This is a genomic window from Paracoccus sp. C2R09, from assembly GCF_018860625.1.
GTDB lineage: Bacteria > Pseudomonadota > Alphaproteobacteria > Rhodobacterales > Rhodobacteraceae > Paracoccus.
The window spans coordinates 63039-78071 of sequence record NZ_JAHKQB010000029.1 but is presented as its reverse complement, the minus strand read 5'-3'; the positions used below and the strand labels follow the sequence as shown (position 1 = coordinate 78071).

General features: G+C 66.6%; 12 protein-coding genes and 1 other RNA gene. 4 read left to right on the top strand and 9 right to left on the bottom strand.

Translation table 11 applies throughout. The annotated features are described in order from the left end of the window. Positions 1-55: 55 nt before the first annotated feature. The 8 genes from KO490_RS12215 to KO490_RS12180 form a co-directional block, all read right to left on the bottom strand. Positions 56-826, bottom strand: coding sequence for a squalene/phytoene synthase family protein (locus KO490_RS12215; protein WP_216019707.1), 771 nt, complete (start codon positions 824-826; stop codon positions 56-58). After that, positions 823-2232, bottom strand: a complete 1410-nt coding sequence (gene cysS, locus KO490_RS12210; RefSeq protein ID WP_216019706.1) for a cysteine--tRNA ligase — start codon at positions 2230-2232, stop codon at positions 823-825. Before cysS ends, KO490_RS12215 begins: the two co-directional genes overlap by 4 nt. Positions 2233-2262: 30 nt before the next feature. Beyond that, a complete protein-coding gene (locus KO490_RS12205; protein ID WP_216019705.1) occupies positions 2263-3486 on the bottom strand; it encodes a glycosyltransferase in 1224 nt (407 codons plus the stop codon). After that, positions 3483-5207: an ABC transporter ATP-binding protein gene (locus KO490_RS12200; RefSeq protein ID WP_216019704.1), complete on the bottom strand. Its 1725-nt coding sequence runs from the start codon at positions 5205-5207 to the stop codon at positions 3483-3485. Before KO490_RS12200 ends, KO490_RS12205 begins: the two co-directional genes overlap by 4 nt. Next, complete coding sequence (locus KO490_RS12195; RefSeq protein ID WP_216019703.1) at positions 5204-6307, bottom strand: ABC transporter permease; 1104 nt, start codon at positions 6305-6307, stop codon at positions 5204-5206. Before KO490_RS12195 ends, KO490_RS12200 begins: the two co-directional genes overlap by 4 nt. After that, positions 6307-7386, bottom strand: a complete 1080-nt coding sequence (locus KO490_RS12190) for a microcin C ABC transporter permease YejB (protein ID WP_216019702.1) — start codon at positions 7384-7386, stop codon at positions 6307-6309. Before KO490_RS12190 ends, KO490_RS12195 begins: the two co-directional genes overlap by 1 nt. Positions 7387-7494: 108 nt before the next feature. After that, on the bottom strand, positions 7495-9345 hold the full coding sequence (locus KO490_RS12185) for an extracellular solute-binding protein (RefSeq protein ID WP_216019701.1): 1851 nt from the start codon (positions 9343-9345) through the stop codon (positions 7495-7497). 141 nt (positions 9346-9486) lie between these two features. Further along, entirely contained in the window at positions 9487-10038 is a 552-nt protein-coding gene (locus KO490_RS12180) for a cytochrome c family protein (protein ID WP_216019700.1), read from the bottom strand. Between the two features lie 119 nt (positions 10039-10157). Between KO490_RS12180 and KO490_RS12175 the strand changes: the two genes are divergently transcribed. Continuing rightward, positions 10158-11009 (top strand): prephenate dehydratase, encoded by an 852-nt coding sequence (locus KO490_RS12175; RefSeq protein ID WP_216019699.1) that lies wholly within the window; start codon positions 10158-10160, stop codon positions 11007-11009. Between the two features lie 7 nt (positions 11010-11016). Here KO490_RS12175 and KO490_RS12170 read toward each other — a convergent pair whose 3' ends face one another. Continuing rightward, positions 11017-11568, bottom strand: a complete 552-nt coding sequence (locus KO490_RS12170; protein ID WP_252727161.1) for an SRPBCC family protein — start codon at positions 11566-11568, stop codon at positions 11017-11019. A 222-nt stretch (positions 11569-11790) separates the two neighbouring features. Here KO490_RS12170 and ffs point away from each other — a divergent pair. The 3 genes from ffs to KO490_RS12155 all read left to right on the top strand — a co-directional run bounded on the left by ffs (position 11791) and on the right by KO490_RS12155 (position 15031). Then, positions 11791-11889, top strand: an RNA gene (gene ffs / locus KO490_RS12165) — signal recognition particle sRNA small type. 263 nt (positions 11890-12152) lie between these two features. Next, positions 12153-13166 (top strand): NAD(P)-dependent alcohol dehydrogenase, encoded by a 1014-nt coding sequence (locus tag KO490_RS12160; RefSeq protein WP_216019698.1) that lies wholly within the window; start codon positions 12153-12155, stop codon positions 13164-13166. A 77-nt stretch (positions 13167-13243) separates the two neighbouring features. Beyond that, the gene (locus tag KO490_RS12155; RefSeq protein ID WP_216019697.1) at positions 13244-15031 is read left to right on the top strand and encodes a DNA polymerase III subunit gamma/tau; all 1788 of its coding nucleotides are present in this window, start codon (positions 13244-13246) and stop codon (positions 15029-15031) included. Positions 15032-15033: the final 2 nt, after the last annotated feature.

Sequence of the window (15033 nt, the reverse complement as noted above, 5' to 3'; positions counted from 1 at the left end):
GTCGCGACATGTGTTCCACAGGAACCGGGCGGGGTGAAGCGATTCTTCGCGCGCTTCAGCGCCACCAGCGGCCGGTCAGCCCCAGCCGTGCCAGCGATGCCCGCCGTTGAAAGGGCGATATGCCGGGCGTCTCGTCGAAGGGGTCCACGCTGCCCGATGCGATCTCGGACAGCAGCCGCGACACGCGCGGCCCGGGATAGAGCGCGGCCGCCGCACGCGGATCGATGCGCCTGCGCCCCCGTGCCGCCAGCCGCAGCGCGTCGCGTGCCATCGCCGCAAGGGCCCGGGCCGCGGCCGGATCGGCCATCGGCAGGCCCATCCCCATTGCCTGCAGCTTGGGCAATGCGCGCAACCATGCGGCAAGCCCCGCACCGCGCGCCTGGTTCGCCACGACCTCCATCGCGCCTTCGGGGGTGCCGCAATGCCGGGCCGCGGCCTTCATCAGCGGCCCTGCCGTCGCATCGACATAGGCCGCGACGGCATCGGGGTCCGTCAGGGGCTGACGGTCGCAATCGCCGCGCCGCCCCTCGGGCAGGGCCGCAAGCGTGCCCGCCCCCTGCCCCCACGCGTCCCACAAGGGGGTCAGCACGTCATGCAGAGGCGGCGGCGTGCCGCGCCCCATCTCATCCAGCCGGTCGATCCACCATTGCAGGCGGATCTCGGCCAGCCCGGGCTCGTTCGACTGGAACGGCGCGCGCGCCACCTCCAGGTTCAGCGCATAGAGCGTCAGAAGACCCGCCCGATCCCGGGGCTGCGCAGCCAGCACCGCCCCGAACCGGTCGGGGTCGTGCTCGCGTAGCGTCTCGGTGCAGGCCTCCAGCGTCACGCGCCCAGATCCGCCGCCAGTTTCGACAACGCATCGGCATCGAAGCCCGGTGCCAGCGACCATTCCGGCCCCTGCGGCGTGTCCTTCACCTCGACCCCCGCGGCGGCAAACCCGTCACGGATCGCATCGGCGCGGGCAAAGTCTCGGGCCTGGCGCGCCTCGGCCCGCGCGGTCAGCAGCGCCTCGATCAGCACGGCGGCCTCGTCCCCGGCTTCGGCCCAGTCGCCCATTCCGGGCAGCAACAGGCCCAACAGCCCCGCCGATGCAAGAAGTCCCGCCGCATCGCCCTGCGCGGCCAGATCGTGCATCGCAGCGATGGCGCCTGCGGTGTTCAGGTCGTCGGCAAGCGCCTCCAGAACGGCAGGCGCAGGGCTCGGCGCGGGTTCGATGCCCGCGACGAGACCACGCCACCGCCGCAAGGTCGCGTCGGCTTCCCGCGCTTTCGCCTCGGTCCAGTCCATCGGCTTGCGATAATGCGTGGACAGCATGACGAAGCGGATCACCTCGCCCGGAACGCCCTTGTCCAGCAGGTCCCGCACGGTGAAGAAATTGCCGAGCGATTTCGACATCTTCTTGCCCTCGACCTGCAGCATCTCGTTATGCAGCCAGATATTGGCGAAGGACGCCTGCGGATGGGCGCAGCAGCTCTGGGCGATCTCGTTCTCGTGGTGGGGGAATTGCAGGTCGATCCCGCCGCCATGGATATCGAAGCTGGGCCCCAGCAGCGCTGCCGACATGGCCGAACATTCGATATGCCAGCCCGGCCGACCGCGACCCCAGGGGCTGTCCCAGCCCGGCAGATCGTCGGTCGAGGGCTTCCACAGCACGAAATCCATCGGATCGCGCTTGAAGGGCGCAACCTCGACCCGCGCGCCCGCGATCATGTCGTCGACCGACCGCCCCGACAGCTTGCCGTAATTCGGAAAGGACCGCACGTCGAACAGCACATGCCCCTCGGCGGCATAGGCATGCCCCTTGGCGATCAGGTCGGAAATCATCTCGATCATTTGGCCGACATAGGCGGTGGCACGCGGTTCGTGGTCGGGACGCCCCGCCCCGATCGCATCCATGTCGTCGTGATACCAGCCGATGGTCTCCTCGGTACGCTCGGCAATCAGCTGTTCCAGCGACAGCGGGCTTCCGGCGGCCTTGCGGCGCTGCGCCTCGGCGTTGATCTTGTCGTCGACATCGGTGAAGTTCCGCACGTAAGTCACTGCCTCCGCGCCGTAAACATGGCGCAGCAGCCGCACGAGGACGTCGAAGACCAGCACGGGACGGGCATTGCCCAGATGCGCGCGGTCATAGACGGTCGGCCCACACAGATACAGCCGCACATTCGACGCGTCGATCGGCGTCATCTCCTCTTTCCGGCGGGTGCGGGTATTCGTCAGGCGGATCCGAACCATCTTGGCCCTCTCTCATGAAGTCGAGGGGGTTTACCGCATCGGCCCGAAGCTTTCCACCCAGTCGATCTGCCTTGGCAGGCATTGGCTGCGCAGATCATAGCCCTTGCGGATCGTGGCCCGCGCGGCCTCGCGCAGGCGCGCGGCGTCCGGATCGCCCGACAGGCCGCGAACCAGCGCCCCGGCCAGCGCATCGCGGTCGAAGAACGGCACAAGACGCCCGTTCTGGCCGTCGCGGATCAGTTCGCGCACCGGTTCGGTATCGGACCCCACGACATAGGCGCCCGCCGACATCGCCTCGGTCAGGGACCACGACAGCACGAAGGGATAGGTCAGGTAGCAATGCACCCGCGCCACCTGCAGCAGCGACAGATAGATGTCGTAGGGCACGCGCCCCAGGAAATGCACGCGGTTCAGGTCCAGATCGGCCCCGACCTCGGCCAGCAGCTTTTCCTTCCAGCTGCCCGCGTCGCGGGGCTTGCCGCCATAGCTGACGCCCTCGGCCCCGATCAGGACGACCTGCGCATCGGGCCTTTCGCGCATCACGCGGGGCAGCGCGCGCATGAAGATGTGAAACCCGCGATAGGGTTCGAGCGAGCGCGACACGAAGCTGAGAACCTCGTCCCCCGCGCGCAGGACGCGCCCGTCCGGCAGGGGCAGGCTGGCCTTGGCATCCGGGGCCACGCGGTCCGTGTCGATCCCGTCATGCATGACGCTGATCTTGCCGCGCAGTTCGGGGGGAAAGCTGTCGGCCTGATATCCTGTCGGCGCGATGGCCGCATCGGCCTGCAGGACACCCTGCAGCAGATGGGCCGACCGGGCGACGGTCAGGAACCGCGTCTCATCGCGGGCGGGGCTGATTTCGGGGTCGAAGCCCACGTCGTGGCCGCGCGTGCGATACATCAGTTCGGCATAGACCAGCAGCTTCGCCTCGGGCCAGATCTCGCGCAGGAACAGCGTCTCGCCCCAGCCGGGATGGCCGATGATCACGTCGGGATGGAAACCGTGCCGGTCGCGCAACGCGCGCGCGCCGCGTGCCGCCAGCAATGCGCGTTCGGCGTGATCGCTGTAGGTCCGCCCGAGGGCGCTGTCGGTCTGCACCGGTTCGGGCGACTTGTAGCGCAGGACCTTGACGGGGCTGGGCCGCTGGTTGCGTTCATCCGTCAGGGCCAGCACCTCGTGCCCGCGTGCGGCAAGGGCCGGGGCAAGATGCGGAAATTGCCCCGGAAAGTTCTGATGCACGAACAGGATCTTCATCCGTGATCGCCCGCAAAGGCCGCCTGCAGCAGGGTGCGTGTATAATCGTGCTGCGGATCGTCATAGATCCGGGCGGTCGGCCCCTGCTCGATCACCTCTCCGGCGCGCATGACCATGATGTGATGCGACATGGCGCGCACGACGCGCAGGTCGTGGCTGATGAACAGGAAGGCCAGCCCGTGACGGCGCTGCAGGTCGCGCAGCAGATCGACGATCTGCACCTGGACCGTCATGTCCAGCGCGCTTGTCGGTTCGTCCAGAACCACCACCTTGGGGCGCAGGATCATGGCGCGGGCGATGGCGATGCGCTGGCGCTGGCCGCCGCTGAATTCGTGGGGATAGCGGTGCATCGCCTCGGGCGGCAGGCCGACCTCGGCCATGATCTCGGCCACGAGGCGACGGCGGTCGGCGCCCTTCTCGATGCCATGGACGCCCAGGCCCTCGGCGATGATCTGTTCCACCGTCATGCGGGGCGACAGGCTGCCGAAGGGGTCCTGGAACACGATCTGCATGTCGCGGCGCAGGGCGCGCAGCTGCGCCCCCTTCCAGGCGCGGATGTCCCGCCCCATGAACAGGATCGGCCCGTCGCTGTCGATCAGGCGCATGATGGCCAGGGCCAGCGTGGTCTTGCCGCTGCCGGATTCGCCCACGATCCCCAGGGTCTCGCCCGCCCTGACCGCGACGGATGCCCCGTTCACGGCCTTCACATGCCCCACGACGCGGCGCAGCAGCCCGCGCTTGATCGGGAACCAGACCTTCAGATCCTCGGTCCGGACCAGTTCGGGGGCGTCGGGTGCCACGGGTTCGGCCAGCCCGGTCGGGGCCGCGCCCAGCAGCTTGCGGGTATAGGGATGCTGCGGATCGGCGAAGATCGCCTCGACCGGGCCTTCCTCGACGATCCGGCCGTCCTTCATCACGCAGACCCGGTCCGCGATGCGGCGCACGATATGCAGGTCGTGGCTGATGAACAGCATCGACAGCCCCTCGTCGGCCTTCAGTTCGGCCAGCAGTTCGAGGATCTGCGCCTGGATGGTCACGTCCAGCGCGGTGGTCGGCTCGTCCGCGATCAGCAGGTCGGGACGGTTCGCCAGCGCCATCGCGATCATCACGCGCTGACGCTGCCCGCCCGACAGCTGGTGCGGGTAATCGCCCAGCCGGGATTCGGCATCGCGGATGCCCACGCGGTTCAGCAGTTCCAGGATGCGCGCGCGGGCGGCCTCGCCCTGCAGGCCCTGGTGCAGCGCGATGCTCTCGCTCAGCTGCTTTTCCAGCGTGTGCAGCGGGTTGAGCGAGGTCATCGGCTCCTGGAAGATGAAGCTGATGTCGTTGCCGCGAATGTCGCGCAGGGTCTTCTCCGAGGCGCCCACCAGTTCGCGCCCGCCATAGCGGACCGAGCCGCCGACCTCGGCCTGCCCCGCCAGAAGCTGCACCGTGGACAGCGCCGTCACCGATTTGCCGGACCCGGATTCGCCCACCAGCGCGACGGTTTCGCCCCGCGCGATATGGAAGCTGACGCCCTGCACGGCGGGGATCACCCGCCCTTCGGACCGGAACCCGATGGTCAGGTCCGTCACCTGCAGCACGGCATCGGTCGCGGGCGCATCCTGCGGGTGGGTCGTCACCTCGCCCGGCAGACCCGCGCCATGACCCTCGGACACGGCGGCTGCGGCACCGGGGGCCGGGCGGGTCGGGTTCAGCTGCGGCTGGTCGGGACGGCTCATCTGAAGGTCTTTCGCGGGTCGAAGGCGTCGCGGATGCCTTCGAAGACGAAGACCAGCAGCGACAGCATGATGGCGAAGGTGAAGAAGGCGGTGAAGGCCAGCCAGGGCGCCTGCAGGTTCTGCTTGGCCTGCAACGCCATTTCCCCAAGCGATGCCGCCCCTGCCGGCAGGCCATAGCCGAGGTAATCCAGCGCGGCCAGGCCGCTGATCGTGCCCGTGACCACGAAGGGCAGCATGGTCAGCGTGGCGACCATGGCGTTGGGCAGGATGTGGCGGAACATGATCTTGCGGTCGCTGACGCCCAGGGCACGTGCGGCGCGGACATATTCGAAGTTGCGCGCGCGCAGGAACTCGGCCCGCACGACGCCCACCAGCGCGGGCCAGCCGAACAGGATGGTTACGAAGACCAGCAGCCAGAAGCTGCGCCCCAGGATCGCGAACAGGATGATGATGACGTAGAGGCTGGGCGTCGAGGCCCAGATCTCCAGCACCCGCTGGAAGATCAGGTCCGTCCGCCCGCCGAAATAGCCCTGCACCGCCCCTGCCGCGATGCCAATGGTCGATGCCACGACCGTCACGATCAGCGTGAACAGGATCGAGGTGCGGAACCCGTAGATCACCCGCGCCAGCACGTCGCGCGCGGTATCGTCGGTGCCCAGCCAGTGATCGCCGTCGGGCGCACTGGGGGCGGTGCCCACATTGTTGATCGTGCGGAAATGATAGGGGATCGGCGGCCAGATCATCCAGCCCTGCTCGGCCTTGGGCACGCCCGCGCTGCCGTCATGGACGGCCTCGATATAGCCTTCGGGATCGTCCCAGCATTCCTGGCGTCCGCCCGACACGATCAGGCATTGCACCGCCTCGTCGCGATAGATGGCCTCGGTCCCGAAATCGCCCCCGAAGGCCGTTTCCGGATAGAAGCGATAGGCCGGCACGAACAGGTCGCCGCGATAGCTGACGAGGATCGGCTTGTCGTTGGCCACCACCTCGGCGAACATGGCGGTGACGAACAGGATGGTGAAGATCACCAGCGACCAGAAGGCCCGCCCGTTGCTGCGGAAGTTGCGCCACCGACGGCGGTTCAGTTCGGACATGGCCATCAGCCGGCCCTCTTCTCGAAGTCGATGCGCGGATCGACGAAGACATACATCAGGTCGGACAGGATCCCGACGACAAGGCTCAGAAGCCCGAAGACGTAGAGCGTGCCGAAGATCACCGGGTAATCACGCTGCACCGCCGCCTCGAAGCCCAAACGCCCCAGCCCGTCCAGCGAGAAGATCGTCTCGATCAGGATGCTTGACCCGAAGAAGACGCCAAGGAACATCGCCGGAAAGCCCGCGATCACGATCAGCATCGCATTGCGGAAGACATGACCGTAAAGCACGCGCGCCTCGGTCAGGCCCTTGGCGCGGGCGGTCATCACGTATTGCTTGTTGATCTCGTCGAGGAAGCTGTTCTTGGTCAGCAGCGTCAGCGTGGCAAAGCTGCTGATCGTCGCGGCGATCACCGGCAGGGTCGCATGCCACGCGTAATCGACGATCTTTCCCCAGAGCGACAGCTGATCGAAATTGTCCGATGTCAGCCCCCGCAGCGGAAAGATCTGCCAGTAGCTGCCGCCCGCGAACAGCACCATCAGCACGACCGCGAACAGGAAGGCCGGGATCGCATAGGCCATGATGATCACGCCCGAGGTCCAGGTATCGAAGCGCGACCCGTCCCTGACCGCCTTGCGGATGCCAAGCGGGATCGAGATGATATAGGCGATGATCGTGGACCACAGCCCCAGCGTGATCGACACGGGCATCTTCTCGACCACTAGGTCCACCACGCTGATCGACCGGAACCAGGACGTGCCGAAATCGAAACGGACATAGTTCCACAGCATGGTGAAGAAGCGTTCGACCGGCGGCTTGTCGAAGCCGAATTCCTGTTCCAGCTGCGCGATGAATTCGGGCGGCAAACCGCGCGCGCCCTCGTATCGTTCCTGGGACGCACCCATCCCGGCTTCGGCCCCGCCGCCCGAGATGTTGCGAAGCGCATCGCCCTCGCCCTGGATCTGGGCCGCGATCTGTTCGATCGGACCGCCCGGCACGAATTGCGTCAGCGTGAAATTGACCAGCATGATGCCGATCAGCGTCGGGATGATCAGCAGCAAACGCCGCAGGATATAGGCGCCCATCAGCCTGTCCTTCTGCCCGCCCTAGGGGACGTTCCGGGCCTTGGCGACCCTTGTTCCGTTGTTGCGCTTGTCGACAATCCGATCACGGAAATCAAGCCGCAAGGCCCGTCACCTCAGCCCGCCCGCCGCACGCAGTTCGTCGGCCTTGGCCTGATCGTACCACCAGAAGTCCAGCTCGCCCAAATCGAAGGGCGGCAATTCATCGGGCCGTCCGAAGATGTCGTAATGCGCGATCAGGTGCTGCCCGTTGTACCATTGTGGCACCCAGAAGCGCAGCGCGCGCAGCGTCCGGTCCAGCGCATGGGCGGCCGTCGTCAGCTCGTCCTGGGTATCGGCGGCCTCGATGGTGGAAATCAGGCTGTCCACCGCCGGGTTCGCCAGCCCCATCGAGTTGAACACGTCGTCCACATTGGCCGATCCGAAATACTGCTGCAGGTTCGCACCCGGAATGGCGTCCTGCCCCAGATGGTCCGAGATCATGTCGAAATCGTGCCCGCGCTTGCGGTTCTCGTATTCGGCATTGTCCACGCGGGTGTTGCGCGCGTCGATCCCCAGACGCCGAAGGTTCTGGACGAAGGGGTTGATCACGCGGTCGAAGGTCTGGCTGTCGTTCAGGATCTCGAGCGACAGGACACGGCCATCGGCGTTGCGGCGCAGCCCGTCCGACCCCACGGTCCAGCCCGCCTCGTCCAGAAGGGCCGCCGCCTTGCGCAGGTTGCCGCGATCGGCCTGCCTTTCGCCGCTGACGGGCGGCAGGACCGCATCCTCGGTCAGGACCCCTTCGGGCAGGTCGTCCGCCAGCGGTTTCAGCAGGGCCAGCTCGGCCTCGCTCGGCGGGCCCTCGGCCTCCAGATCACTGTTGTCCCAGAAGCTCTCGACCCGGTCATAGAGCCCGTAGAACAGCGAGGCGTTCGACCATTCGAAGTTGAACATCAGCCCGATCGCCTCGCGGACGCGGATGTCCTGCCAATCGGGGCGGCGCAGGTTCAGCACCCATGCCTGCCCGGACGAGATGTTGCCGTCGGGCAGTGCCTGCTTGACCACCCAGCCCTTCTGCAGCGCCGGGAAATCGTAGCGGGTGGCCCAGATGATGCTGCTGACCTCGCGGCGGAAGGTGTATTCGCCCGCCTTGAACGCCTCGAAGGCGGCATCGTAATCGGCGAAATACTCGAACCGGATGCTGTCGAAATTGTGCCGCCCCCGATTGATCGGCAGATCGGCCCCCCAATAGTCGGGATCGCGTTTCCAGGTGATGTTGCGGTTGATGTCGGCACTGCCGAAGACATAGGGCCCGGACCCGATCATCGGCGTCTGCATGGGCTGTTCTAGGTCGCGGTCGTTCTCCTCGAAATCCTTGGCGCTGAAGATCGGCAGCCGGCCGACCGACTGGATCACGTCGCGGCGCGGATAATCGGGGGTGAAGTCGAAGCGGATCGTGTGATCGTCGATCACCGTGGCGCTGGCCACCTGCTGGGCGATCACCACGCGGAAGGACGACAGCCCCTTGGTGCGCAGGGTCTCATAGCTGAAGAGGACGTCGTCGGCCGTCAGCGGCGTGCCGTCGCTGAACTTCGCCTCGGGGCGCAGGTGGAAGATCACCCAGTCGCGGCTTTCGGGATATTCGATGCTTTCGCACAGCAGGCAATAGGCGGCGCCCACCTCGTCCGCGGTGCCGGTCAGGATGGATTCCAGCATCACGGTGGACAGGACAGCCGCCCGCCCCCGGAAGGTGAAGGGATTGTAATTGTCGAAGCCGGTGGAATTCGGGATCGATTCCGCGATTTCTCCGCCCTTGGGCGCGTCCGGGTTCACATAGGGCAGATGGTCGAAATCGGCAGGCAGTGCGGGTTCGCCGAAGGTCCCGATCCCGTGCGAGCGTATCGTCCCTTCGGTGTCCTGTGCATGGCCGGGAATGGCCGTCGCCATCAGGATAAGGCCGATAAGGGCGGTGCTGCGCATGGGCGATCCTCCGGGTCATGGGTCGCGCAAGGCTAGGACGGCGGCGGCGGCGTCTTCAAGCCGCGATTTCGTGAAGAAGGCATGCCGACATGCAAAACGCCGCCCCAAGGGCGGCGTTCGATGGCGGCGATCCGGCAGGGATCAGGAATTCTGTTCGAGGAAGGCGATCAGGTTCGCGCGGGCCTGCGCGTCCTTCAGCCCGGCAAAGCTCATGGCGGTGCCCGGAACCGCGTTGCGCGGGTTGGTCAGGAAGACCTGCAGGGGCTCGGGGTCCCATGTCGACACCTCGGCGGCGTGATCCTGCATGGCCCCGCTGTAGCCGAAGCCGTCGACGCTAGCCACTTCGCGGCCCACCACGCCGTTCAGATGCGGGCCGACGCCGTCGGTCCCGTCCAGCGCGTGGCAGGCGCGGCACTTGGCCCATTCGCGTTCGCCCCGCGCCGCGTCGGCGGATTCCATCAGCGCCGCGAAATCGATCTCCTCTTCCGCATCGGCGCCGCCTTCGGCGCTTTCGGGGACCGGGATCGAATAGGCCTGCGTGATCTCGCCCTCGCCATGTTCCTCATCGCCGCCCGCATGACCCGCGGGGCCGACATGGAAGATCGCTGTCGCGGCCCAGTTCGCCAGCATCAGGAAGAGCAGCGCGCCGATGAATGCGCCGGCTGCCTTGGTGAGGGTCATGGTGTTGAACATCGAGTGCGGTCCCCGGCTTGGTAAGCTCTGCTAGTCGCTGGACATCTATCCGCTTTCTCTTTGGCTGATCAAGGTATAGTTACCTGACGTTCGCATAATCGACCAAGCGGGGCAGACCGATGACCACCAACCGCATCGCCTTTCAGGGAGAGCTGGGCGCCTACAGCCACGAGGCGTGCCGCGCCGCGCGCCCCGACATGGAGGCCCTGCCCTGCCGCACATTCGAGGACGTCATCGACGCCGTGCGCAACCGCGATGCCGACCTGGCCATGCTGCCGGTCGAGAACTCGACCTATGGCCGGGTCGCCGACATCCACCACCTGCTGCCCGAATCCGGCCTGCACATCGTGGACGAGGCCTTCGTGCGCGTGCATATCAGCCTGCTGGCCGTGCCCGGCACACCCCTGTCCGAGATCCGCGAGGCGATGAGCCATCCGGTCCTGCTGGGCCAATGCCGCGGGTTCCTGCGCGAACACGGCATCCGCGCGATCACCGGCGCCGACACCGCGGGCTCCGCGCAAGAGGTCGCCGCCCGCGCCCACCCGCCGCTGGCCGCGCTGGCCGCGCCCCTTGCCGGCGACATCTACGGGCTGGAACGCCTGGCCGACGAGATCGAGGACCGCGCCAACAACACGACGCGCTTCCTGATCATGTCGCGCGACCCCGACATGACGCGCCGTGCCGAACGGATGCTGACCAGCTTCGTCTTCCGCGTCCGCAACATTCCCGCCGCGCTCTACAAGGCGATGGGCGGTTTCGCCACGAACGGCGTGAACATGACCAAGCTGGAAAGCTACATGGTGGACGGCGTCTTCACCGCGACGCAGTTCTATGCAGATATCGAGGGCCATCCCGAGGATGCCAATGTCGCGCTGGCCCTGGACGAGCTGCGGTATTTCACCTCGACGCTGGACATCCTGGGCGTCTATCCGGCCGACCCCCTTCGAGAGGCGCAGCTGGCCGGGTCCTGACGCGCCCTCAGCGCTGCATCAGGTCCAGGTATTCGCCAATGCGGCGCTCGAAGCGCTTGTCCAGCTGCGCCTTGCCCAGCTTGGCGGTCTGCAGCATCAGGCGGGCCTTCATGTTGCGGGGGCGGACCTCCAGCTCGAAGATCAGGCGCGACTTGGCGCGGTTCAGCGCGACGACGGTCGCGTTCACCGTCAGGTCCAGCGCATCGGACCGGCCCTGCATGGCCAGCGCCTCGGGGCGGTCGTAGCGGGTGACGACCAGCTTCATCATGCGGGGCCTGCCGCGCCAGTCGAAACCGATCTGCCAGCCCTTCGCGGTGCCCGGATCCTTGGCCGGGTCGATCCGCATCACGCTGGCCCCGCGCGAGATCAGCGTCCTTTCCAGCGCGTCGAAATCCCCGATTGCGTCGAACAGCTGTTCCGCCGGGACATGTCTGTCGATGCGTGTGGAAAATTTCATCTGGAAGAACCCGCTCGGCGCTGTTGTGCCGTCCGTATCGGCAATGCTGACCTCTCGCTGATAGTCCAGTTCGGGCCGGGTGTTCAACCATGTCGTCAGCAATTGCCACTCCGTTCAACCTGAGGCGGTCAAAACCGCAACATGGCGCCCAATCCGGTCCGCGCCCGGGGCGTCGCAACGCGCGCATCGGGGCAAGCGTCACATTGCCATTGCCGCCTTAAGGAAGGGTTTCATATCCGCAGGAAACGCGACGTGCGGGCGGTCGCCGCGTCCGGCGGATCGCGGGGGGTTGCATCCGTCCGTCATGCGGCTTATCTGCGGCGTCGAGAGGTTGGCGCGGGCAGGCGCCTCGCCAACTCGGTCAGGTCCGGAAGGAAGCAGCCGTAACGAGTCCCGCCTGGGTCGTTGTCCAGCCTCTCACCCATCCCCACATCATCCGGCCCCTATCAATCGGCAGACAGCGGAAAAAATTTCCGTATCGGAAAAAAATTCGGATCCAGGTAAGGTTTTCCGGAACCCCTCGGGCAATACAGCGTTTCATCGTCCTGCAGACAGGCAGTCTTCGGAAATATCTTGGCGCTGTGCCATATGTCCCCGTTGATCCCTGTTCGAAGTTTTTACCGGACCAGTGCCCTTCCGTAGGCCGCCTGTCTGCAACAGTTTTCCCAGAATTTCAGGATCGAGACATGATCAAGGCATATGCCGCCTCCGAGGCGAACGGCGAATTCACCCCTTTTGAATACGATCCGGGCCAGTTGGGCCATCACGAGGTCGAGATCGCCGTGGCCCATTGCGGTGTCTGCCACAGCGACATGTCCATGTGGCAGAACGAATGGGGCGTCTCGTCCTATCCCTTCGTGGGCGGGCACGAGGTCGCGGGCACCGTGGCCGCGGTCGGTGCGCATGTGACGGGCCTGAAGGTCGGCGATCGCGTGGGGCTGGGCTGGCAGTCGGGATACTGCAACCACTGCATGCAGTGCCTGGGCGGCAACCACAATCTCTGCCCCGATCAGCAGCCGACGATCATCGGCCATCACGGCGGCTTCGCCGATCGCGTTCGCGCGCAGGAAACCGCGGTGATCCGTATCCCTGACCGCATGGCGCTGCATGATGCGGGACCGCTTCTGTGCGGCGGCATCACCGTCTTCAACCCCTTCGTGCAGTTCGGCATCCGTCCGACAGACCATGTCGCGGTGATCGGCATCGGGGGCCTGGGGCATCTGGCGCTGCAATTCGCCCGCGCCTGGGGCTGCGAGGTGACGGCCTTTACCAGCGAATCGAAGATGGACGAGGCGCGCGAGATGGGCGCGCATCACTGCATCAATTCGCGCGATGCCGATGCCATCGCCGGGGCCGAGGGGCGCTTCGATCTGGTGCTGTCCACCGTCGCGGTCAAGATGGACTGGAACGCCATCCTGAACACGCTCAAGCCGCAGGGCCGGCTGCACATGGTGGGCATCTCGGCCGAGCCGATGGATGTCGCGGCCTTCCCGCTGGTGGCAGGGCAGCGCAGCATCTCGGGGTCGCCCGTCGGTGCGCCGGCGACGCTGAACATGATGATGGAATTCGCCGCACGTCACGACATCAGCCCCGTGACCGAGCATTTCCCGATGTCGAAGATCAACGAGGCCTTCCAGCATCTGGAAGAGGGCAAGGCGCGTTACCGCGTCGTTCTGGACAACGCCCAGCCCGGGGCCTGATCCGACTTCGCAGGGGGCCGCAGATCGGTTGTGGCCCCCGCCGCCCTTGGCTAAGGTGGCCCGACGCCGAGGGAGCCATGACGGACAGCAAAGCAGCATACCAGGTTCTGGCCAGGAAATACCGGCCCGAGACCTTCGCGGACCTCGTCGGCCAGGACGCCATGGTCCGCACCCTGAAGAACGCATTCGCCGCCGATCGCATCGCGCAGGCCTTCATCATGACCGGCATCCGCGGGACCGGCAAGACGACGACCGCGCGCATCATCGCCAAGGGCATGAACTGCATCGGCCCCGACGGCACGGGCGGCCCGACGACTGAACCCTGCGGGGTCTGCGAACATTGCACGGCCATCAGCGAAGGCCGCCATGTCGACGTGATGGAGATGGACGCCGCATCCCGCACCGGCGTCGGCGACATCCGCGAGATCATCGAGAGCGTGCATTACCGGGCAGCCAGCGCGCGCTACAAGATCTATATCATCGACGAGGTTCACATGCTGTCCACCAGCGCGTTCAACGCGCTGTTGAAGACGCTGGAAGAACCGCCCCCCCATGTGAAGTTCATCTTCGCCACGACGGAAATCCGCAAGGTGCCGGTGACGGTCCTGTCGCGCTGCCAGCGCTTCGATCTGCGCCGGATCGAGCCCGAGGTGATGATCGCCCTGCTGAAGCGCATCGCGGATGCCGAAGGCGCGCAGATTGCCGATGACGCGCTGGCGCTGATCACGCGCGCTGCCGAAGGCTCGGCCCGCGATGCGACCAGCCTTCTGGACCAGTCGATCAGCCATGGCGCGGGCGAGACGACCGCCGAACAGGTCCGCGCGATGCTGGGCCTTGCCGATCGCGGGCGGGTCATCGACCTGTTCGACATGATCCTGCGCGGCGATGCGGCGGCGGCGCTGACCGAGCTGCAGTCGCAATATGCCGATGGCGCGGACCCCGTGGCCGTGCTGCGCGACCTGGCCGAGATCACGCATTGGATTTCCGTCGCGAAGATCACGCCCGACGCGCTGGAGGATCCGACCGTATCCCCCGAGGAACGCAGCCGCGGCAAGGAGCTGTCCGAACAGCTGGCAATGCGCGTCCTGTCGCGGCTGTGGCAGATGCTGCTCAAGGCGCTGGAAGAGGTCTCGGCCGCGCCGAACGCGATGATGGCGGCGGAAATGGCGATCATCCGGCTGACCCATGTGGCCGACCTGCCCGACCCCGAGGCGCTGATCCGCCGCGTGCAGCAGGCGCAGAATGCGGGCGAATTCGCGCGCGGACCTTCGGTGGCGGGCGCGCAGGCGACCCAAGCCCCGCAGGCCATCCGCCGCGCCCGCCCTGCACCCGTCGCGCAGGCGCACGGAAACGCGGCGACGGCGCTGGCCGTGGCGCCGCAGCTGATCGAGAGCTTTCCGGATTTCGAGAGCGTCGTGGAGCTGATCGCCCGCATGCGCGACATGACCCTGCTGGTCATGGTCGAACGCCACGTGGCGCTTGTCCGCTACAGCCCCGGCCGGATCGAGTTCGAGCCCCGCGACAACCCGCCCGCCGATTTCGCCCAACGCCTGGCCGAACGCCTGCGCGGCTGGACCGGCGGACAGCGTTGGGCGGTCACCATCGCCAATGGCGGCGGCGCCCCCACCATCGCCGAGGCGCGCGAGGCCGAGGCCCGTGCCGCACGCGAACGCGCCTTGGAACTGCCCATCGTCCAGCAGGTGATGGCGGCCTTTCCCGGCGCAAAGCTGACCGACGTGAAACGCGTGACCCCCGCCCCGACCCAGATCGCGGCCGAGGCGGATGGCGCGACCAATCCCCATGACAGCGGCACCGGCCCCGTGGCCGAGGTCGAGGAATGGGACCCCTTCGAAGACGAGGATTGAGA